The organism is Streptomyces carminius (genome assembly GCF_002794255.1).
GTDB lineage: Bacteria > Actinomycetota > Actinomycetes > Streptomycetales > Streptomycetaceae > Streptomyces > Streptomyces carminius.
In genome coordinates this window covers 85,967-105,671 of record NZ_PGGW01000005.1, presented here as the reverse complement: position 1 = coordinate 105,671, position 19,705 = coordinate 85,967, and the positions used below count along the sequence as shown (strand labels likewise).

Sequence of the window (19,705 nt, the reverse complement as noted above, 5' to 3'; positions counted from 1 at the left end):
CCGGTGACGGAACCGGTCGCGGGGCCGGTCGCGGGGCCGGTCGCGCGGCCGGTGGAGGTGCCGCCCGGTGGTGGGGACCGCGCCGTCGTCCGGGACGCGCTGGGGGTCGGTGTCGCCGTCGGCCTCTCGGGCTTCGCCTTCGGGGTGACCTCCGCCGGGGCGGGCCTGAGCCTCGCGCAGACCTGCGCGCTGAGCCTGCTGGTGTTCACCGGTGCCTCGCAGTTCGCCCTCGTCGGCGCGCTCGCCGCCGGCGGCAGCCCGCTCACCGCCGCGGCCGGGGCCTTCTTCCTCGGGGTCCGCAACGCCTTCTACGGGCTGCGGCTGTCCACTCTGCTGCGGCTGCCGCGCGCGGTGCGGCCGCTGGCCGCCCAGTGGGTCATCGACGAGACCTCCGCCGTCGCCCTCGCCCAGCGCGACACGCGTACGGCCCGGCTCGGCTTCGCGGTCACCGGCGCCAGCCTGTACCTGCTGTGGAACCTGACCACGCTGCTCGGCGGGCTGGGTGCCGCCGCGCTCGGCGACACCGGCGCCTGGGGGCTGGACGCGGCCGGTCCGGCCGTCTTCCTGGCGCTGCTCGCCCCCATGCTGCGGACGGCGGTGGAACGGGCCACGGCCGGGCTCGCGGTGCTGCTGGGCCTGGCGTTCCTGCCGGTGCTCCCGGCCGGGGTGCCGGTGCTGGTGGCGGCGCTGGCCGCCCCGCTGGTGCTGCTGGTGCACGGCCGGCGGGCGGGGACACGCGAGGAGCCCGGCGGGAAGCCGGACGAGAAGCCGGAAGAACCGGAAGAACCGGAAGAAGAGGGTGCGCGATGAGCGTCTGGACCGCGGTGGCGGCGACGGCGGTCGGCTGCTACCTCGTGAAGCTGGTGGGACTGTCGGTGCCCGCGGGGGCTCTGGAGCGCCCGCTGGTCCGGCGGCTGGCGGCCCTGCTGCCGGTCGCGCTGCTGGCGTCGCTCACCGCGCAGCAGACCTTCGGAGGGGACGGCGGCGCGCTGGTGGTCGACGCCCGGGCGGCGGGCGTCGCCGCGGCGGCGGTCGCCCTGGTGCTGCGCGCGCCCTTCCTGGTGGTGGTGGCCGCCGCCGTCCTGGTCACCGCGGGAGTGCGGGCCCTGGGCTGACGGGACGGCGGAGGCGGGGAGGCGCGAGTGGGGGGGGCGCCTCCCCGCGCCGGCGCGGTTCCGACCGTGCCCGTGCCCGGGGGCGTACCGCTGATACTGGGGGTATGCGGTTGACGGTCTTCTGGGAGCGGATGGCGGCCCACTTCGGTGCGGCGTACGCCGACTCCTTCGCACGTGATCATGTGATGTCCGAGCTCGGCGGGCGAACGGTGCACCAGGCGCTGGAGGCGGGGTGGGAGGCGAAGGACGTCTGGCGCGCGGTCTGCCGGGCCGTGGACGTCCCCGCCGAGCTGAGGTGAGCCCCCCGGCGGCCGGGCGTGTTGTGCTTCTTCCCGCGCTGACCTGGGGTTTTCTTGCTTTTCCACAGGGTTTCGGGGTGACTTGACACGAAAATCGAACAACTATTCTCATAGAGTGGCTGGGCGGACCGGGCGGTGTCCGGACCCATTGTCAGTGGCAGGCGCTAGCGTCGTTTGACGTGAAGCGATCGACTCAAGCAAATCGGGTGGCACCCATGGCAGGAACCGACCGCGAGAAGGCGCTCGACGCCGCGCTCGCACAGATTGAACGGCAGTTCGGCAAGGGCGCCGTGATGCGTCTCGGCGAACGGCCGGACGAGCCCATCGAGGTCATCCCCACCGGGTCGACCGCTCTCGACGTGGCGCTCGGGGTGGGCGGTCTGCCGCGTGGCCGGGTGGTCGAGGTCTACGGCCCGGAGTCCTCCGGCAAGACGACCCTGACCCTCCACGCGGTGGCCAACGCCCAGCGGATGGGCGGCACGGTCGCCTTCGTGGACGCCGAGCACGCGCTGGACCCGGAGTACGCCAAGCGGCTGGGCGTGGACGTGGACTCCCTCATCCTGTCCCAGCCGGACAACGGCGAGCAGGCGCTGGAGATCACCGACATGCTGATCCGCTCCGGCGCCCTCGACCTGATCGTGATCGACTCCGTGGCCGCCCTGGTGCCGCGTGCGGAGATCGAGGGCGAGATGGGCGACTCCCACGTCGGCCTCCAGGCCCGGCTGATGAGTCAGGCGCTGCGGAAGATCACCGGTGCGCTCCACCACTCCAAGACCACCGCGATCTTCATCAACCAGCTCCGTGAGAAGGTCGGCGTGATGTTCGGCTCTCCGGAGACCACCACCGGTGGCCGGGCGCTGAAGTTCTACGCCTCGGTCCGGCTCGACATCCGCCGTATCGAGACCCTCAAGGACGGCACCGACGCGGTCGGCAACCGCACCCGGGTCAAGGTCGTGAAGAACAAGGTCGCGCCGCCCTTCAAGCAGGCCGAGTTCGACATCCTCTACGGCATCGGCATCAGCCGTGAGGGCGGGCTGATCGACATGGGCGTCGAGCACGGCTTCATCCGCAAGTCCGGCGCCTGGTACACCTACGAGGGCGACCAGCTCGGCCAGGGCAAGGAGAACGCCCGCAACTTCCTCCGCGACAACCCCGATCTCGCCAACGAGATCGAGAGGAAGATCAAGGAGAAGCTGGGCATCGGCCCGAAGAAGGAGACTCCCGAGAACGAGCCGGGTGCGGACGTCCCGGCGGCCGAGGCGGTCCCGGCCGAGGCGGGGACCGCGGCGAAGGCGGTGCCCGCGCCGGCCACCCGGGCCAAGGCGGCCAAGAGCGCCGCGGCCAAGAGCTGAGCCGTGGCGGGACGACAGGAGGGCCTTCCTGCCGGTGATCCGGAGGAGCGGGCGCGGGCGATCTGCCTGCGCCTGCTCACCGGCACCCCGCGTACCCGCGGCCAGCTCGCGGAGGCGCTGCGCAAGCGGGAGATCCCCGAGGACGTGGCCGAATCGGTGCTGTCCAGGTTCGAGGACGTCGGGCTGATCGACGACGCGGCGTTCTCCGAAGCATGGGTGGAGTCCCGGCACCGCGGCCGGGGCCTGGCCCGCCGTGCCCTCGCCAGGGAACTGCGGCACAAGGGGGTGGATCCAGGTCTGGTCGACGACGCCGTCGGGCGGCTCGACCCGGAGCGGGAGGAGGAGACCGCCCGCGCTCTGGTGGCACGCAAGCTGCGCGCCACCAGAGGACTCGACCGGGACAGGCGGCTGCGCCGCCTCGCCGGGATGCTCGCCCGGAAGGGATACCCGGAAGGGCTCGCCCTGCGCATCGTTCGGGAGGCGCTGGAGGCGGAGGGCGAGGACGTGACGGAGTACGGCCTGTACGGGACGGACTGAGCGGGACCGGGCGGAGCCGGACCGGGCGGCGTTCCGGTTCGCCTGATCGTCCATGGGCGCCTCCGGATCACCCCGCTCGGGAGGTGCCCCCGGCCGGTGGCAGTACGGCGCCCCTGGCGGGCGGCACCGGTGCGGCCGGGGCTGCCGCGGTCCCGGAGTCGGCCCGGCGGGCCCACAGCAGCGCACCGGCCAGCAGGGCCGCACCGGCCAGCAGCCAGGGCAGCGGGCCGCGTGGCAGGGCGCCGGCGGCCAGGCCGGCGAGGGCCCCGGCGGACTGCAGGGCCAGGGACTGGACTGACAACGCGGTGGCCCGGCCGGCGCTGTCGACCCGGCGGTGCAGCAGCTCGTTCTTGTTGGGACCGGCCACGCCGATGCCGAAGTAGACCAGGGCATAGCCGGTGGCGGCCATGGCCAGGACGGCCGGTCCGGACCACAGCACGGTCACCCCGAGCAGCAGCAGGCCCGTGGCCCCGGTCCCGAGGCCGGCCAGGACGGCGCGTTCCCCGCTGCCGGTCAGCCGGGCGGCCGGCGGTGCGCAGTGGCTGCCGAGGGCGGTGCACACGAAGCCGCCGCAGGCGAGAGCGGCGAAGAGCAGGGCACCCGACTCGGGTGCCCCGGTCAGCTCGGCGGAGCGCCCCGGGGTGAGCAGTTCGATGACGGCCAGCGCGGTCCCCGCGGCGGCGGCACTCAACAGCACCCGGCGCACCAGGGCGTTCCGCCCGCCCAGCCGCAGTCCGCCCAGCACGGTGGCCGGGACGCCCCGCAGCGTCCCCCGCAGTGTGACCGGGGGACGGGGTGGTTCGGGCAGCGCGGTCAGGACGTACACCGTGAAGACCACCCCGACGGCCGCTCCCAGCAGCGCCGGGACCGACAGCGGGAGGACCAGCCCGGCGGTGGCCTCGTCCAGCCGGGCGCCCGGATCCGGGCCGAGGCCCAGCAGCCAGGGCAGGCCGCCGCCGCACAGGGTGCCGAGCGCCAGCGCGGTGGCGGAGGCGGTGTTTCCGCGGGCCAGCCCGGTGCGCAGTTCCGCGCCGGGTCCGGAGTGCGCCTGCACGGTGTCCACGTACCACGCCTCGGCGGGGCCGCTGGACAGCGCGCGGCCGGTGCCCGCCAGGACCAGGCCCAGGGCGAGGACCCAGGCCGTGGTGCCCAGCGCCTGCAGGACCAGGGCGATCGTGGTGAGCACACCCGCGGCGGCCAGTACGGTGCGGCGGCCGACGACGTCGGACAGCCCGCCGGTGGGCAGCTCCAGCACGGTGACGGTGAGGGAGTACACGGCGAACAGTCCGGCCACGGCGGTGAGGCTCATACCGCGCTGGCCGAAAAGCAGGACCATCGCGGGTATGTACAGCCCGACCGGGAGCCAGAAGAGGAAGGTGACCGAGGCGAAGCGGCGCCGGGCCGTTGCCGGGTCCAGCGGCGCGGTCACGAGGTACCGTTCCGGCCGTGGGCGCCGGGATCGCCGCCACCGTCGACGGTTTCTGCTTCTGCTTCTGCGTCTGTGCCTGGCTCGGCGTTCGGGGCCGGGGCCGTGCCGGGGCCGCCGGGGGAGGAACCGGGGCGGGCCGCTGCCAGGGGCAGCCCGGCCCAGAGCAGGACGGTCTTCTCGGCGCGCGGATCGCCCTCGTCGCGGGCCGCCAGCTCATCGGCCTTCCGGCGGAGCGTCTCCCGCAGCTCGGTGAGCGATTCCGGGGTCAGCCGGTCCAGCCGGTCGCTGATGCCGGCTGGTTCCAGCCACTGCGGCCCGAGCCGACCGGCCGCCACGTCCTCCTCGTGACGGTGCAGGGACCGCTCCAGATGCTCGATCTGGAGGCCGCGTACCGCGCTGAGGGAGGTGCGGCCGCCGGGGGAGGCGTACATGGCCGCGTTGTCCCAGGCGGTGTCGGTGTGCACCGACCGCCAGCGACGCTCCCGCCCGTCCCGGTGCGCGGCCTCGGCGACGAAGGCATGTCTGGCCAGTACTCGCAGGTGGTAGCTGGTGGAGGCGGAGGACTGGCCGGTCCGCTCCGCGAGTTCGGTCGCGGTCGCGGGGCCGTCCTCCCGCAGCAGCCCGAGCAGCCGGATGCGCAGTGGGTGGGTGAGCGCCTTCAGCGCCGCCGCGTCCCGTTCGGGGTGCAGTACGCGAGTGCGTGCCCTGTCCGTCTTCTCGTCGGCCATGGAGGGAGGGTAGAGCGCCGGAAGTGCTCTGCAAAACTATTTTTGCAAAAAATCTTTGGGGGAGCGGGTGGGCCGCCACCCAACGGGAACGGGCGGCTGAGCGTTGGAGGCGGTACGGGTCAGGGCCGGTCCGCCGGACGCCCGCTCCGCCCCGTACCGGGTCCGGTGGCGTCTTCGCCGGTCCCGCGCTTCTCTCCGCCCTCTCCGCCCTCGTCGCCCTTGCCGTCCCCGGCGGGCCCCCGGGCCACCGCCCCGCGGACCGCCTCGACGCAGGCACGCAGCTCGTCCGTCCGGGCCCCCGGCAGCGCGGCCGCCAGATGCCCGTCCGGCCGGATCACCAGAACGGTGTGGGCGGCCGCGCCCGGATAGCTCTCGGCGACCAGCAGTTCGGCGGCCGGCGGCAGCCGTTCCACCACGGCGGCCAGCTGCGGCATCAGCCCGGCCGACAGCCAGTGGCGGCTGTCCCACACCTGGGTGCCGGGCGCCACCAGCAGCACCAGCAGACCGCGGCCCAACCGCTGCCACAGCCGCTCCCGGGTGCCGTCCAGGGCCGTCACCGGTACGTCCACCACCGGCGCGCCCGGCGCGGTGCCGACCTCCACCGCGCCGGGCACCGTGTACTCGTCCGGTGCCGGCGGTGAACTCTCGTAGCGGGGCGGCGCGCCCAGCGGGCCGCGCCCCAGGTGCCCGTCCGTCAGCAGATCGAGCCGGCCCCGGGAGCCCCCGGGCAGCAGGGTGCGCAGACCGCCGCTCCCGCGCACCAGCGGCAGCGCCTGGTCGAGGGCGCGCAGCCGGGCCCCGACAGCCCCCCGGCGCTCGGCCCCGTAGCTGTCGAGCAGTTCCTCCGGTGCCCTGCGGTGCCAGCACAGCGCCAGCTTCCAGGCGAGGTTGGCGGCGTCCCGCAGCCCCTCGTCGACCGGCTGGGTGCCCAGCGCGCCCAGCAGCCGCGCCGCGTCCCCGGCCAGGAAGACGCGCCCCGCACGCCAGCGCCGGGCCAGCCGCTGGTGCGCGGTGTACACGCCGGTGTCCAGCAGCTCGTACGGCGGCACCTCGCCGCACCAGGCGGTCAGGGTGCCGCGTATCCGGTCCAGCAGTTCCTCCGGGGTGACCAGCTCGCCGCGTGGCGGCAGCAGCCAGTCCAGCCGCCACACCCCGTTCGGCAGCGGACGCGCCACCGCCTCGTCGCCCCGGCCCGGAACCTCGCGGTGCAGCAGCGCCTCACCGTCCCAGGGCAGTTCGACACGGAGCGCCGCCACCGCGTGCCGCTCCACCGAGGTGCGCCCGGGGAAGCGGACGCCGAGCAGTTTGCGCACCGTGGAGCGGGCCCCGTCACAGCCCACCAGGTAACTGCCGCGCCACCAGGTGCCGTCCGGCCCCCGGGTGTGTGCCGCGACCCCCCGTCCGTCCTGCTCCAGCTCGTCCAGCCGGGCCCCGGTGACGATCCGGGCCAGCGACTCCCGCTCCAGCGCGGCCCGCAGGCTCCGCTCCAGGGCGTACTGCTGCAGATGCACCGGTGAGGTGTCGGCGTCCAGTTCCACCCGCCGCACCGGCTGCCGCCGCCGTTCGATGCGCCAGGCCGCCCACCGGGCACCACCCAGGGCGAACACCTGGGCGACCTGGGCGGCGGTGTCGGGCCGCAGCACACAGGTACGTGCCGCGCGCGGCTCCACCTCGCCGTCACCCGCGTCGAACACCACCGACGGAACACCGTGACGCGCGAGCGCCAGCGACAGCGCGAGCCCGACCGGGCCCGCGCCGACGACGATCACCGGGTCCACGGTGTCCGGCCCTCGCAGTTCTTGTGGTTCTTGATGAATGAGAGGGGTGGAGCCGATGGAGCCCGGTGCACGATCACACAACGTATGCAACCCACTGCCTGTGCCCCCGTCAAGCGACGGGGGCACAGGCAGTGGGCGTCGAGCGGGCGCGGGCCCCTTGCCCAGCCGTTACCGCTTCCCGGCGGGGGGCTCGACATGGGGCTCGTCGAACTCCATCTCCGTGTCGGCGCCGCCGTGGAGCACCGCGCCGCTCGACCGCTTGCCGCGCCGGAGCCGGCCCTCGAGCCAGCCCGCGAAGGTGGTGAGCAGGAAGTTCAGCACCACGAAGAGCAGCGCGACCACCGTGAAGGCGGCGATGGTGTTCGCGCCGTAGTTGGCCGCGATCAACCGCACCTGGTTCAGCAGCTCCTCGTAGCCCAGCAGCGCACCGCCCAGTGCCGTGTCCTTGACGATCACGACGAGCTGGCTGACCAACGCGGGCAGCATCGCGGTGACCGCCTGCGGCAGCAGTACGTAGACCATGAGCTGGCCCTTGCGCATACCGATGGCCTTGGCCGCGTCGGTCTGGCCGGAGGGCAGGGAGAGAATGCCCGCCCGGACGATCTCGGCGATGACCGAGGCGTTGTAGAGCACCAGACCCGTCACCACCGCGTACAGCGGGCGCAGATCGGAGGAGATGTCGGTGAACTGCGCGTACGCCGCATTGGCGAAGAACATCATCAGCAGCACCGGGATGGCGCGGAAGAACTCCACCACGGCGCCGACGGTCATACGGACCCACCGGCGATCCGAGAGCCTGGCCACCCCGAACAGCGCGCCCAGCGGGAGCGCGATGAGGATGGACAGGGCGGCCGCCTTGAGGGTGTTGAGCAGACCCGGGATCAGGTAGGTCGTCCACACCCGGCCGTCGGTGACGAACGGGCTCCACTTCTCCCCGTCGAGCTGGTCCTTGTCGGCCATGGCGTCCAGCACCCACCACAGGGCGAGGGCGAGGAGGACGAGGAACACCACGGAGTAGAGGATGTTGCGCGCCCTGGCCCGCGGGCCGGGCGCGTCGTAGAGAACGGACATGTCGCTCATCGCTTCACCGCCACGCGCTTGCTCACCCAGCCCAGCAACATGCCGGTGGGCAGGGTCAGGACAACGAATCCGAAGGCGAACATCGCGGAGATCAGGAAGAGGGCGTCGCTCTCGGTCTCGATCATCTCCTTCATCAGCAGCGCGGCCTCCGAGACCCCGATGGCCGCCGCCACCGTGGTGTTCTTGGTCAGGGCGATCAGGACGTTCGCCAGTGGCGCCACCACGGAGCGGAAGGCCTGCGGGAGGACGACGAGCGTCAGCACCTGGAAGAAGCTCAGTCCCATGGCGCGGGCGGCCTCGGCCTGTCCGACGGGCACCGTGTTGATGCCGGACCGCAGCGCTTCGCAGACGAAGGTGGCGTGGTAGGCGGCCAGGCCGAGTACGGCCAGCCGGAAGCCGATCACCTTGAAGTCGTCGCTGCCGGTCAGCGTGATGCCCAGAGTCTGGAACAGCCCCAGGGAGGCGGCCAGGATGATGACCGTCAGCGGAATGTTCCGCACGAGGTTGACATACGTGGTGCCGAAGCCGCGCATCAGCGGCACCGGGCTGACCCGCATGGCGGCCAGGACCGTTCCCCAGACCAGGGAGCCGATCGCCGAGTAGAAGGTGAGCTGCACCGTCACCCAGAAGGCTCCGAGCACGTCGTACTGCCCGGAATCAAGAAAGTCGAACACGTTCTCCCGCGCTCTCGCCTCGTCGGATGGCGTCTCGTCGGAGGGCGCGGTGCGCCGCCCGCATCGGGCGGCGCACCGCGGACATCCGCCAGGTCAGCTCTTCTCGGTGATCTCCGGGGCGGCCTCGTACTCGTAGTTGGCCGGGCCGAAGTGCTTCTTGGCGGCCTCCTCCCAGGCACCCTCGTCGACCATCTTCTTCAGGGCGTCGTTGATCTTCTGCTGCAGTTCGGTGTCGCCCTTCTTCAGGCCGATGCCGTAGGGCTCGTCGCTGAGGTTGAGACCGGCGAGCTTGAACTTGCCCTGGTGCTCCTCCTGCGCGGCGAAGCCGGCCAGGATGGAGTCGTCGGTGGTCAGGGCGTCGACGGTCTTGTTCTCCAGACCGGTCAGGCACTCCGAGTAGCCGCCGTAGTTGATCAGGTTGGCCTTCGGGGCGAAGTCGTTCTTGACGTTCTGCGCGGAGGTGGAGCCGGTGACCGAGCACAGCTTCAGCTCGCTGGTGTTCAGGTCGTCCTCGCTCCGGACGGTGCTGTCGTCGGCGCGCACCAGCAGGTCCTGGTGGGCGAGGAAGTACGGCCCGGCGAAGCTGACCCGCTCCTTGCGCTCGTCGTTGATCGTGTAGGTGGCGACGATGAAGTCCACGTCACCGTTGGCGATCATGTTCTCGCGCTCGTTGCTGGGGGCCTGCTTCCAGGTGATGTCCCCCTCCTCGTGGCCGAGCTCCTTGGCGACGTACTTGGCCACGTCCACGTCGAAGCCGGTGTAGTCGCCGTCCTGGGTCTTCAGGCCCAGGCCCGGCTGGTCGAACTTGATACCGATGTTGATCTTGTCGCCGCCCGAACCGCTGTCGCCTCCGCCGCAGGCCGTGGCGGTCAGGGAGAGGGCGAGTGCCGTGGCGGCCGCGAGGCCGGCTTTGCGGAGAGTCATGGTGAACATCCCTGGGATCTCGAGTCGTACGTGGTTCCGCTGAGCCGGGCTCAGTGGTGAAGGATCTTCGACAGGAAGTCCTTGGCGCGGTCGCTGCGCGGGTTGCTGAAGAACTGGTCGGGAGTGGCCTCCTCGACGATCCGCCCGTCGGCCATGAAGACGACCCGGTTCGCGGCGGAGCGGGCGAAGCCCATCTCGTGGGTGACCACGACCATCGTCATGCCGCCCTGCGCCAGCTGCTGCATGACCTCCAGGACCTCGTTGATCATCTCGGGGTCGAGCGCGGAGGTCGGCTCGTCGAAGAGCATCACCTTCGGGTCCATCGCCAGCGCGCGGGCGATGGCCACGCGCTGCTGCTGGCCGCCGGAGAGCTGGGCGGGGTACTTGTCGGCCTGGTTGGCCACCCCGACCCGGTCCAGGAGACTGCGGGCCTTCTCCTCCGCCTCCTTCTTGCCGACGCGGCGGACCTTGAGCTGGCCCAGCGTCACGTTCTCCAGCACCGTCTTGTGCGCGAAGAGGTTGAAGGACTGGAACACCATGCCGACGTCGGCGCGCAGCCGGGCGAGCTCCCTTCCCTCGGCGGGCAGGGGCTTGTCATCGATGAGGATGGTCCCGGAGTCGATCGTCTCCAGGCGGTTGATGGTGCGGCACAGCGTGGACTTGCCGGATCCCGAGGGCCCGATGACGACGACGACCTCACCGCGTCCGATGGTGAGGTTGATGTCCTGGAGGACATGCAGGGCACCGAAGTGCTTGTCGACGTTCTTCAGGACGACCAGATCCTCCGCCAGCGCGGCGTCCTCGGTCACCGATACGTTGCTCATCGGCGTCATTCGCTCCGTCCTCGTCGGTTGAGGGGACCTTAGTGACCGCCGCTGAGCAGCGTCATCACATCTGAGCTGAAATTGAGCATAACGATCGGGTGGCAACCGGACGTATCGCTCGAATGCCTTACCGCGTGGTGTATCCACCGCATAGCGTGAGGGTGAACGGGGGCGGTCTTGACGTACCGTGCCGGATCGGCGTGGATGCCTGTGGCGCCGGGGAGGGCCCGGAGAGGCCGGGGAGAGCCGGCGGAGGGGGAGCCATGAGACTGCTGCTCGTCGAGGACGACGACCGGGTGGCCGCGGCGCTGTCCGCGGTGCTCACCCGGCACGGCTTCGACGTGGTGCACGCCCGCGGCGGTGAGGAGGCCCTCAGGCGCCTGCTGCCCGACGGCGTGGCGGCGCCCTTCGAGGTGGTGCTGCTCGACCTCGGTCTGCCCGACACCGACGGCTTCGAGGTGTGCGGACGCATCCGGCGGCTGACCACCACCCCCGTGATCATGGTCACGGCACGGGCCGACGTGCGCTCCCGGGTGCACGGCCTCAACCTGGGCGCCGACGACTACGTGGTCAAGCCGTACGACACCGCCGAACTGCTCGCCCGCATCCACGCCGTCAGCCGCCGCACCGGCGCCGCCACCACCACCGCGGCGGCCGACGGTACCGGCCGGGACGGGACGGGCGGCCCGGACGGCGCGCGGGAGCTGTGCCTGGGACCGCTGACCATCCAGACCGCCACCCGCCGGGTGGCGGTGAACGGGGAGGTGGTCACCCTCACCCGCAAGGAGTTCGACCTGCTCGCGCTGCTCGCCCAGCGCCCGGGCGTCGTCTTCCGCCGTGAGCAGATCATCAGCGAGGTCTGGCGCACCAGCTGGGAGGGCACCGGCCGCACCCTGGAGGTGCACATCGCCTCGCTGCGCGCCAAGCTGAGGCTGCCCGCCCTCATCGAGACGGTGCGCGGCGTCGGCTACCGGCTCATCGCCCCGACCGGCTGAGACCGGCAGGCCCGGAAGGTTCGGACCGCTCCCGTGCGTACCCGTCTGCTCGCCATCCTCATCGTGCTGATGGCCGGTGTGCTGCTCGCCCTCGGTTTCCCGCTCGCCGCGAGCATGGCCGCCGCCGAGCAGCAGCGTGTCGTGGTGGACCGCATCGACGACACCGCCCGCTTCGCGTCCCTGGCCCAGTACGTCACCATCCGCCCCCCGGCGAACAGCCCCACCACCGCCGAGGCCCGGCAGCAGAACGAGCGGCTGGCCATGCTCCGCGACGAGCTGGAGCGCTACCACGAGCTGTACGGCATCCGCGCCGGGGTCTTCTACCGCGACGGCACCGCGATGGCCGCGGCACCGGGCCACTGGCGGGTCCCCGCGGACGAGGAGGGCGCCGGGGCCTTCGCCGAGGCGCTGGTCGGGCGCCGCAGCCACGACCCGGCCCAGGTGTGGCCCTGGGAGCGGGGCAGGCTGGCGATCGCCTCGCCGGTCGTCCGCGACGGCGATGTCGTCGCCGTCGTGCTGACCGACTCGCCCACCGGTCCGATGCGCTCCCGCATCCTGCGGGACTGGCTGCCGCTGGCCGCCGGGGAGGCGGCCGCCATGCTGGTGGCGGTCGCCGTGGCCGTCCGGCTGACCGGCTGGGTGCTCGCGCCGGTGCGGGTGCTGGACCGGGCCGCCCACGACATCGCCACCGGGCGGATGGCGTCCCGGGTGGCGGCCTCGAGCGGGCCGCCGGAGCTGCGGCGCCTGGCACGGTCCTTCAACGAGATGGCCGACCACGTCGAGAACGCCCTGGAGCAGCAGCGCGCCTTCGTCGCCGACGCCTCGCACCAGCTCCGCAATCCGCTCGCCGCCCTGCTGCTGCGCATCGACCTGCTGGCCCTGGAGCTCCCCGAGGGGAACGAGGAGATCGCCTCGGTACGGGCCGAGGGCAAGCATCTGGCCAGGGTGCTCGACGACCTGCTGGGCCTGGCGCTGGCCGAGCACGCCCGTGCCGACCTGCGGCTGACCGACGTGGCCGGCCTCGCCGCCGAGCGCGTCGCCGCCTGGCGGCCGGTCGCCGACCGCGAGGGTGTCTCGCTGCGCGTGGCGGGCAACGGCGCGGTGACGGGGTGGGCCGACCCGGTCGCGCTGTCCAGCGCGCTGGACGCGGTCGTGGACAACGCGCTGAAGTTCACCCCGGAGGGGGAGTCGGTCACCGTGGCGGTCGTCTCCGCCGGTGCGCGGGTGACCGTCGAGGTCGCCGACCGCGGTCCCGGACTCACCGAGGAGGAGCTCGGCCGGATCGGGGACCGCTTCTGGCGCAGCGGCCGCCACCAGAACGTCTCCGGGTCCGGACTCGGGCTGTCCATCTGCCGGGCGCTGCTCGCCGCGGGCGGGGCGGGGATCTCCTTCACCCCCAACGAGCCGCACGGACTGCGGGTGGTGATCAGCCTGCCGCGGAACGCGCCGGAGGAGGAGTGACGCAGGGAGTGCGGAGGACGGTGAAGGACGGCGGAGGACGACGAGAAGTGAGAAGCCGCGACGGCCCCGGCCCCGCCTCGCACCCCCGCCCCGCACCCCCGGCCGGTCCGGCTTCAGGACTTGACGGACCGGTAGTAGCGCTCGGCGCCCCGGTGCAGGGGAAGCGGATGGGTGTGGATGGCGGTGCGCAGATCGACCTTCTGGGCGGCGTGCACCTCGCGGCCGATGCGGTCCCGGCTGTTGATCACCGAGCGGGTGACCTCCTCGGTCAGTGTGTCGTCCGTGCCCTCCGTGGCGACCAGCAGGTTGGCCACCGCGATGGTCTCGACCGCGTTGCCGTCCTGGACGGACGGGTAGGCGTCGGCGGGCATCAGCGCGGCCCGGTAGTAGCGGGTCCGGGGCTCCTGCGCGTGCAGCGCCGGCACCAGGTCGCCGAGGGGCACGAGCCGGATCTCGGTCTCCTCGGCGAGTTCCTCGACCGCGCCGGTCGGCAGCCCGCCCGACCAGAAGAAGGCGTCCAGCTCACCGCGGGTCAGCAGGTCCGGCAGCCGGCCGATGCCCTCCGGCACCGGTACGACGTCCTTCGCCGGGTCCAGCCCGGCGGCCCGCAGCAGCCGCCCGGCGATCAGGCTGACCCCCGAGCGCGGCTGTCCCATGCCCACCCGCAGCCCCGCCAGGTCCTTGGCGGAGCGCACCGGCGAGTCGGCCGGGACGACGAGCTGGATGTAGTCGTCGTACAGCCGTGCGCAGGCCCGCAGCCGGTCGGCGCCGGGCTTTCCCGACTCCAGGTGGGCCGCGACCGCGTCGGCCGCGGCGATGGTGAACGATGCCTTGCCGGAGACCAGCCGGTCGAGGTTCTCCACGGAGCCCGCGCTGGTCTGGAGCGTCACCTCCACCTCGGGCAGGTCGCGTTCCAGCTGCTCCTTGAGCATCTGCCCGTAGCGCTCGTACACCCCGCCCCGGGAGCCCGTGGTGAAGGCCACCGGCCCGCCGGGCTCCGGTCCGCCACCGGGCGGCAGCCACCACAGCAGCAGTGCCAGCGCGGCCGCCGCCGCGGCGGCGGCCGTCAGCAGCCGGCGTCTTCCCGGGCGGCGCAGGGACGGCGAGACCATGGCACCGATCCTGCCAGGGCCGGCGCACGGCGGGAACAGCGGCGGGGAACAACAGAAGGGGGAGGCGGGGGCGGGACGCGAACACGTACCCTGTCGACTGAGATGAGTGCGAAGACTTACCAGGTGCGCACCTACGGGTGCCAGATGAACGTCCACGACTCCGAGCGCCTGTCGGGCCTGCTGGAGGACGCGGGCTATGTCCGGGCGCCCAAGGACGCCGAGGCCGCCGACGTGGTCGTCTTCAACACCTGCGCGGTGCGGGAGAACGCCGACAACAAGCTGTACGGCAACCTCGGGCGGCTCGCGCCGCAGAAGACGTCCCGGCCGGGCATGCAGATCGCGGTCGGCGGCTGCCTGGCGCAGAAGGACCGCGACACCATCGTGCGGCGCGCGCCCTGGGTCGACGTGGTCTTCGGCACCCACAACATCGGCAGCCTGCCGGTGCTGCTGGAGCGGGCCCGCGTCCAGCAGGAGGCGCAGGTCGAGATCGCCGAGTCGCTGGAGGCGTTCCCCTCCACGCTGCCGACCCGGCGGGAGAGCGCGTACGCGGCCTGGGTCTCCATCTCGGTCGGCTGCAACAACACCTGCACCTTCTGCATCGTCCCGGCGCTGCGCGGCAAGGAGAAGGACCGCCGGCCCGGCGACATCCTCGCCGAGGTCGAGGCGCTGGTCGCCGAGGGCGTCACCGAGATCACGCTGCTGGGGCAGAACGTGAACGCCTACGGGTCCGACATCGGCGACCGCGAGGCGTTCTCCAAGCTGCTGCGCGCCTGCGGGCAGGTGGACGGCCTGGAGCGGGTCCGCTTCACCTCCCCGCACCCGCGCGACTTCACCGACGACGTCATCGCCGCCATGGCCGAGACGGAGAACGTGATGCCGCAGCTCCACATGCCGCTGCAGTCCGGCTCCGACCGGGTGCTGCGGGCGATGCGCCGCTCCTACCGGCAGGAGCGCTACCTGGGGATCATCGAGAAGGTCCGGGCCGCGATCCCCGACGCGGCGATCTCCACCGACATCATCGTGGGCTTCCCCGGCGAGACCGAGGAGGACTTCGAGCAGACCCTGCACGTGGTCCGCGAGGCGCGCTTCGCCCAGGCGTTCACCTTCCAGTACTCCAAGCGCCCCGGCACCCCGGCCGCCGAGATGGACGGGCAGATCCCCAAGGAGGTCGTGCAGGCGCGGTACGAGCGTCTGGTCGCCCTTCAGGAGGAGATCTCCTGGTCGGAGAACGGGAAGCAGACCGGGCGGACCCTGGAGGTCATGGTCGCCGAGGGCGAGGGCCGCAAGGACGGCGCCACCCGGCGGCTGTCCGGCCGTGCCCCCGACAACCGGCTGGTGCACTTCACCCGTCCCGAGCGGGACGTGCCGCGCCCGGGGGACATGGCCACGGTGGAGATCACCTACGCCGCCCCGCACCACCTCCTGGCCGAGGGCCCGGTGCTCGGGGTGCGGCGCACCCGCGCCGGCGACGCCTGGGAGCGGCGCACCGCCGCGCCCGGGGGGCCCTCGGGGGCAGCGTCCGGCGGAAAGAGCGTGCTGCTCGGCCTGCCGGCCGTCGGCGTCCCGGAGCCGCTGCCCGCCGCGCCGGACGGCTGCCACGCCGGCTGAGCACGTACGGACGGACCGCCCGGCCGTCTCCCGCACGCCCTCTGGCGGTTGGGCGGTGCGGCGATAGGCTCGGCGGCATGCTTGCCGCCGCCGCAGTATGCCCCTGTCCGCCGCTGCTGGTGCCCGAGATCGCGGGCGCCGCCGCCCAGGAGATGGACGACGCCCGGGCCGCCTGCTACGACGCGATCGCCGTCCTGGCCGCCGCGCGTCCCGACCGGCTCGTGGTCGTCGGACCCGCCGAACCGGCGGGCCGGGGCCGGCACCCCGCGGGCGCCACCGGGTCCTTCCGGCCCTTCGGCGTGGACCTGGAGGTCCGTCTCGGGACGGGCGGGCCCGCCGACCGCCCGCTGCCGCCGTCCCTGGCCGTGGGCGCCTGGCTGCTGGAGCGCACCGGGTGGGGCGCCGCGCCCGTCGAGGGACTGGGGGTGGGGGAGCCCCTGCCCCGTGAGCGGTGCGCGGCCGCCGGGCGGGAACTGGCGGCCGGACCGGAGCGGGTGGCGCTGCTGGTCATGGGAGACGGCACCACCTGCCGGACGGTGAAGGCGCCCGGCTACTTCGACGAGCGGGCCGCCGCCTTCGACTCCGCCGCGGCCCGTGCCCTGGCCGCCGCCGACACCGCCGGGCTGCTGGCCCTGGACGAGGAACTGGCCTACGAGCTGGGCGCGTCCGGCCGGTCCTGCTGGCAGGTGCTGGCCGGGGCGGCGGAGGGCGCGGACCTGGCGGGACGGCTGCTGTACGACCGGGCGCCGTACGGAGTCGGTTATCTGGTCGCGAGCTGGCCGTAACCCCGCCCCGCCGCCCGGCCGGGCCCGCCCCCGGGGACGGAACCGGTCAGGCGGCGGGACCGCCCCTGCCCCGGCGCTCGCGGGAGATCCGCTCCGCCGCCCGGCGGGCCCGGCCGCCGCCCGTCCCGGTGGGGCGCCGGTGCCTGCCCCCGGTCCTGGTGTCGGCCGTGCCGCCGGCCCTCTCCGTGCCCCGGCCGGTCCTGTCGCCGTGCCGGTGCATCATGTCCTTGACCCTGCCCATGATCCCCATGGCGGTCACCTCGTCTCCCCGGCCTCCCGGCCCCGCGCCGACGACCGCGGACAGTGCGGGAAGCACGTTGAAAACTTCCCTGTTCATTCCAAACCCTACTCTTTCGGGTGAATCCACGCTTTCCGGAAGGGTGGTCCGCGGTGGCGGGCGGGCCCTGCCGCGGGCGTTCCACGACCCGTCCGGAGCGGCCGCCGGGCGTTTGGGAGACTTGCCCCGTGAGCAGCCCGCCCCCCGCCGTTCCCCGTGTCATCACCGTGGTCGGCCCCACCGCCGCCGGGAAGTCCGACCTGGGTGTCGCCCTCGCCCGGCATCTCGGCGGCGAGGTGATCAACGCCGACTCCATGCAGCTCTACCGCGGCATGGACATCGGCACCGCCAAGCTCACGCCCGCCGAGCGGCAGGGCGTCCCGCACCACCTCCTGGACGTCTGGGACGTCACCGTCACCGCCAGCGTCGCCGAGTACCAGCGGATGGCCCGCGCCGTGATCGACCGCCTGCTGTCCCAGGGGCGTACGCCCGTGCTGGTGGGCGGCTCCGGGCTGTACGTGCGCGGCGCCGTCGACGCCCTGGAGTTCCCCGGCACCGACCCGGCGGTACGGGCCCGGCTGGAGGCCGAACTGGCCGAACTGGGTCCGGAGGCGCTGCACGCCAGGCTGGCCGCCGCCGACCCCGGGGCCGGCCGCGCGATCCTGCCCGGCAACGGCCGCCGCATCGTCCGGGCACTGGAGGTCATCGAACTCACCGGGCGCCCCTTCACCGCCAACCTGCCCGGTCCCGACCCCGTCTACGACACCCTCCAGATCGGCGTCGCCGTCGAGCGGCCGGAACTCGACGAGCGCATCACCCGCCGGGTGGACCGGATGTGGGCGGCCGGGCTGGTCGAGGAGGTGCGCGAACTGGAGCGCGCCGGGCTGCGCGAAGGGCTCACCGCCTCGCGTGCCCTGGGCTACCAGCAGATCCTGGCCGCGCTGGCGGGGGAGTGCACCGAGGAGGAGGCGCGCGCCGCGACGGTGCGCGCCACCAAACGCTTCGCACGGCGCCAGGACTCCTGGTTCCGCCGCGACCCGCGGGTGTGCTGGCTCAGCGGCGCCGCCGACCGCCGCGAGAACCTTCCCGAGCGCGCTCTGGCCCTGCTCGAACGAGCGGTCACAGCCTGATCACGTGATGGCATCGGGACGCCCCGAGGAGCCTGGACAGCCGCCCGGACGTGCCATCATCGACCTTCGAACGTGCCGCAGAGCCGGAGTTGGGAGGGCGCGTGGCGATGGAGGCCGGCCCTCGTAGCAGTGACGAGCCGGTCGTCGAGCCGCTTCGGGCCGACGATCCGGACAGCGATGCTCCGAAAGCCCTCGAAGAGGCGGCGGATCTGACGGAGCTGGCGGACCTGGACACCCCCGCGGCGGACGGCGAGTCCTACGGCGAGCTCCGCCCGCCCCGGCGGCTGCAGTTGTGGCAGCTCGTCCCGATCGTGACCGTGGGGGCCGCGGGCTCGCTGATGTTCGCCTTTCCGCTCGCCTTCGGCCTCGGTGACGGGGGAGCGGTGGTCGCCATGCTCGGGCTGCTGCTGAGCTGCTCCGCCGCCGGCTGGGGCATGATGGCCGCCCGCCGCGCCGGGCTCGGCTGGCCCGGGCTGCCGCCGCGTGGTTCCGGCGAGCGCCCCGACTGGCGCCTGGTCGCCCTGTACGCGCTGGTCGCCGCGGTCCTGGTGCTGCTGGCCGTGTGGCGCGTCGCCCGGCTGCGCTGAATCCGCTCCCGCGCGGGCACCGTAGGATGGCACCGTGAGCAGCGCGGCACCCGTGCGGTTCCTCAAGGGACACGGCACCGAGAACGACTTCGTGATCATCCCCGACCCGGACGGGGCACTGGACCTGCCCGCCGCGGCCGTGGCCCGGCTGTGCGACCGGCGCGCCGGGATCGGCGGCGACGGACTGCTGCGCGTGGTGCGCTCGGCCGCCCACCCCGAGGCGCGGGCGATGGCCGGCGAGGCCGAGTGGTTCATGGACTACCGCAACGCCGACGGCAGCGTCGCCGAGATGTGCGGCAACGGCGTGCGGGTCTTCGCCCGCCACCTGGCGCGGGCCGGGCTGGCGGAGGCGGGGGAGCTCGCGGTCGCCACCCGGGCGGGTGTGCGCCGGGTGCACCTGGCCAAGGACGGCGACGTCACCGTCCGCATGGGCGCCGCGCGGCTGCCCGCCGGACCGGAGCCGTCCGTCACCGTCGCCGTCGGCGGGCGCACCTGGCCCGCCCGCAACGTCAACATGGGCAATCCGCACGCCGTCGCCTTCGTCGCGGACCTGGCGCACGCGGGCGACCTGCGCACCGCCCCGGCCGTCACCCCGGCCGCCGCCTACCCCGAGGGCGTCAACGTCGAGTTCGTCGTCGACCGCGGCCCGCGCCACGTCGCCCTGCGGGTGCACGAGCGCGGCTCCGGCGAGACCCGTTCCTGCGGTACGGGCGCCTGCGCCGTGATGGTCGCCGCCGCCCGCCGCGACGGCGCCGATCCGGCCGCCGACGGTGTCCCGGTCACCTACACCGTCGACGTCCCCGGCGGACGGCTGGTGATCACCGAGCACGCGGACGGCGGCATCGAGATGACCGGTCCCGCCGTGATCGTCGCCGAGGGCACCGTCGATCCCGCGCTGCTCACCGCCTCCCCGGGGGCCGGTGTCCCGAACGGGTGATCCCGGCCACTGGGGACGGGAGACGGCGCGGGACACCCGGTGAGGTAGGTAGGATCGACCCCCCGACGCCGTG

The 19,705-nt window shown here is 73.4% G+C and carries 21 protein-coding genes; 12 read left to right on the top strand and 9 right to left on the bottom strand.

Annotated features, from left to right (window positions below):
* Window positions 1-51 precede the first annotated feature (51 nt).
* From CUT44_RS00480 to recX, 5 genes are all read left to right on the top strand, one after another.
* Complete coding sequence (locus tag CUT44_RS00480; protein ID WP_100200093.1) at window positions 52-810, top strand: AzlC family ABC transporter permease; 759 nt, start codon at window positions 52-54, stop codon at window positions 808-810.
* Entirely contained in the window at window positions 807-1,115 is a 309-nt protein-coding gene (locus tag CUT44_RS00475) for an AzlD domain-containing protein (RefSeq protein WP_100200074.1), read from the top strand. Before CUT44_RS00480 ends, CUT44_RS00475 begins: the two co-directional genes overlap by 4 nt.
* 104 nt (window positions 1,116-1,219) lie before the next feature.
* Window positions 1,220-1,414, top strand: coding sequence for a DUF3046 domain-containing protein (locus CUT44_RS00470; RefSeq protein ID WP_100200073.1), 195 nt, complete (start codon window positions 1,220-1,222; stop codon window positions 1,412-1,414).
* Window positions 1,415-1,629: 215 nt separating this feature from the next.
* Window positions 1,630-2,766, top strand: coding sequence for a recombinase RecA (recA, locus tag CUT44_RS00465; protein WP_100200072.1), 1,137 nt, complete (start codon window positions 1,630-1,632; stop codon window positions 2,764-2,766).
* A gap of 3 nt (window positions 2,767-2,769) precedes the next feature.
* Window positions 2,770-3,303 carry a recombination regulator RecX gene (gene recX, locus CUT44_RS00460; protein ID WP_100200071.1) on the top strand — a complete coding sequence of 178 codons (534 nt, stop codon included), beginning with the start codon at window positions 2,770-2,772 and terminating at the stop codon, window positions 3,301-3,303.
* A gap of 67 nt (window positions 3,304-3,370) precedes the next feature.
* Here the strand turns inward: recX and CUT44_RS00455 are convergent, their stop codons facing one another.
* From CUT44_RS00455 to CUT44_RS00425, 7 genes are all read right to left on the bottom strand, one after another.
* Window positions 3,371-4,732, bottom strand: coding sequence for an MFS transporter (locus CUT44_RS00455; protein WP_100200070.1), 1,362 nt, complete (start codon window positions 4,730-4,732; stop codon window positions 3,371-3,373).
* Window positions 4,729-5,460 (bottom strand): ArsR/SmtB family transcription factor, encoded by a 732-nt coding sequence (locus CUT44_RS00450; RefSeq protein WP_100200069.1) that lies wholly within the window; start codon window positions 5,458-5,460, stop codon window positions 4,729-4,731. Before CUT44_RS00450 ends, CUT44_RS00455 begins: the two co-directional genes overlap by 4 nt.
* 119 nt (window positions 5,461-5,579) lie before the next feature.
* Window positions 5,580-7,238: an FAD-dependent monooxygenase gene (locus CUT44_RS00445; protein WP_100200068.1), complete on the bottom strand. Its 1,659-nt coding sequence runs from the start codon at window positions 7,236-7,238 to the stop codon at window positions 5,580-5,582.
* 168 nt (window positions 7,239-7,406) lie between these two features.
* A complete protein-coding gene (locus tag CUT44_RS00440) occupies window positions 7,407-8,318 on the bottom strand; it encodes an amino acid ABC transporter permease (RefSeq protein WP_100200067.1) in 912 nt (303 codons plus the stop codon).
* Entirely contained in the window at window positions 8,315-8,992 is a 678-nt protein-coding gene (locus CUT44_RS00435) for an amino acid ABC transporter permease (RefSeq protein WP_100200066.1), read from the bottom strand. The genes CUT44_RS00440 and CUT44_RS00435 overlap by 4 nt, the downstream gene beginning before the upstream one ends.
* 93 nt (window positions 8,993-9,085) lie before the next feature.
* Complete coding sequence (locus tag CUT44_RS00430) at window positions 9,086-9,916, bottom strand: glutamate ABC transporter substrate-binding protein (RefSeq protein ID WP_199185521.1); 831 nt, start codon at window positions 9,914-9,916, stop codon at window positions 9,086-9,088.
* A gap of 50 nt (window positions 9,917-9,966) precedes the next feature.
* Window positions 9,967-10,740 carry an amino acid ABC transporter ATP-binding protein gene (locus CUT44_RS00425; protein WP_100200092.1) on the bottom strand — a complete coding sequence of 258 codons (774 nt, stop codon included), beginning with the start codon at window positions 10,738-10,740 and terminating at the stop codon, window positions 9,967-9,969.
* 263 nt (window positions 10,741-11,003) lie between these two features.
* On the opposite strand from CUT44_RS00425, the gene CUT44_RS00420 reads away from it, so the two are divergent.
* Both CUT44_RS00420 and CUT44_RS00415 read left to right on the top strand, forming a co-directional pair.
* The gene (locus tag CUT44_RS00420) at window positions 11,004-11,735 is read left to right on the top strand and encodes a response regulator transcription factor (protein WP_100200064.1); all 732 of its coding nucleotides are present in this window, start codon (window positions 11,004-11,006) and stop codon (window positions 11,733-11,735) included.
* Between the two features lie 33 nt (window positions 11,736-11,768).
* A complete protein-coding gene (locus tag CUT44_RS00415) occupies window positions 11,769-13,196 on the top strand; it encodes a sensor histidine kinase (RefSeq protein WP_100200063.1) in 1,428 nt (475 codons plus the stop codon).
* Window positions 13,197-13,309: 113 nt separating this feature from the next.
* Here the strand turns inward: CUT44_RS00415 and CUT44_RS00410 are convergent, their stop codons facing one another.
* Complete coding sequence (locus CUT44_RS00410) at window positions 13,310-14,308, bottom strand: TAXI family TRAP transporter solute-binding subunit (RefSeq protein WP_100200062.1); 999 nt, start codon at window positions 14,306-14,308, stop codon at window positions 13,310-13,312.
* A 102-nt stretch (window positions 14,309-14,410) separates the two neighbouring features.
* Between CUT44_RS00410 and miaB the strand changes: the two genes are divergently transcribed.
* Both miaB and CUT44_RS00400 read left to right on the top strand, forming a co-directional pair.
* The gene (miaB, locus tag CUT44_RS00405) at window positions 14,411-15,916 is read left to right on the top strand and encodes a tRNA (N6-isopentenyl adenosine(37)-C2)-methylthiotransferase MiaB (protein ID WP_100200061.1); all 1,506 of its coding nucleotides are present in this window, start codon (window positions 14,411-14,413) and stop codon (window positions 15,914-15,916) included.
* 77 nt (window positions 15,917-15,993) lie between these two features.
* Window positions 15,994-16,701: a class III extradiol dioxygenase subunit B-like domain-containing protein gene (locus tag CUT44_RS00400; RefSeq protein WP_100200060.1), complete on the top strand. Its 708-nt coding sequence runs from the start codon at window positions 15,994-15,996 to the stop codon at window positions 16,699-16,701.
* 46 nt (window positions 16,702-16,747) lie between these two features.
* Here the strand turns inward: CUT44_RS00400 and CUT44_RS00395 are convergent, their stop codons facing one another.
* Window positions 16,748-17,038, bottom strand: coding sequence for an antitoxin (locus CUT44_RS00395; protein WP_100200059.1), 291 nt, complete (start codon window positions 17,036-17,038; stop codon window positions 16,748-16,750).
* Window positions 17,039-17,166: 128 nt separating this feature from the next.
* Between CUT44_RS00395 and miaA the strand changes: the two genes are divergently transcribed.
* The 3 genes from miaA (at window position 17,167) to dapF (ending at window position 19,632) form a co-directional block, all read left to right on the top strand.
* A complete protein-coding gene (miaA, locus tag CUT44_RS00390) occupies window positions 17,167-18,108 on the top strand; it encodes a tRNA (adenosine(37)-N6)-dimethylallyltransferase MiaA (RefSeq protein WP_100200058.1) in 942 nt (313 codons plus the stop codon).
* Between the two features lie 107 nt (window positions 18,109-18,215).
* Complete coding sequence (locus CUT44_RS00385; RefSeq protein ID WP_233221048.1) at window positions 18,216-18,695, top strand: hypothetical protein; 480 nt, start codon at window positions 18,216-18,218, stop codon at window positions 18,693-18,695.
* A gap of 34 nt (window positions 18,696-18,729) precedes the next feature.
* A complete protein-coding gene (dapF, locus tag CUT44_RS00380) occupies window positions 18,730-19,632 on the top strand; it encodes a diaminopimelate epimerase (protein ID WP_100200056.1) in 903 nt (300 codons plus the stop codon).
* Window positions 19,633-19,705: the final 73 nt, after the last annotated feature.

Coding starts and splice junctions, on each gene's coding strand:
- CUT44_RS00420 (WP_100200064.1), top strand. CDS start 11,004: ATGAGACTGCTGCTCGTCGAGGACGACGACCGGGTGGCCGCGGCGCTG.
- CUT44_RS00475 (WP_100200074.1), top strand. CDS start 807: ATGAGCGTCTGGACCGCGGTGGCGGCGACGGCGGTCGGCTGCTACCTC.
- CUT44_RS00385 (WP_233221048.1), top strand. CDS start 18,216: ATGGAGGCCGGCCCTCGTAGCAGTGACGAGCCGGTCGTCGAGCCGCTT.
- CUT44_RS00395 (WP_100200059.1), bottom strand. CDS start 17,038: ATGAACAGGGAAGTTTTCAACGTGCTTCCCGCACTGTCCGCGGTCGTC.
- CUT44_RS00470 (WP_100200073.1), top strand. CDS start 1,220: ATGCGGTTGACGGTCTTCTGGGAGCGGATGGCGGCCCACTTCGGTGCG.
- CUT44_RS00430 (WP_199185521.1), bottom strand. CDS start 9,916: ATGACTCTCCGCAAAGCCGGCCTCGCGGCCGCCACGGCACTCGCCCTC.
- CUT44_RS00425 (WP_100200092.1), bottom strand. CDS start 10,740: ATGAGCAACGTATCGGTGACCGAGGACGCCGCGCTGGCGGAGGATCTG.
- CUT44_RS00410 (WP_100200062.1), bottom strand. CDS start 14,308: ATGGTCTCGCCGTCCCTGCGCCGCCCGGGAAGACGCCGGCTGCTGACG.
- CUT44_RS00450 (WP_100200069.1), bottom strand. CDS start 5,460: ATGGCCGACGAGAAGACGGACAGGGCACGCACTCGCGTACTGCACCCC.
- recA (WP_100200072.1), top strand. CDS start 1,630: ATGGCAGGAACCGACCGCGAGAAGGCGCTCGACGCCGCGCTCGCACAG.
- CUT44_RS00400 (WP_100200060.1), top strand. CDS start 15,994: ATGCTTGCCGCCGCCGCAGTATGCCCCTGTCCGCCGCTGCTGGTGCCC.
- miaB (WP_100200061.1), top strand. CDS start 14,411: ATGAGTGCGAAGACTTACCAGGTGCGCACCTACGGGTGCCAGATGAAC.
- CUT44_RS00440 (WP_100200067.1), bottom strand. CDS start 8,318: ATGAGCGACATGTCCGTTCTCTACGACGCGCCCGGCCCGCGGGCCAGG.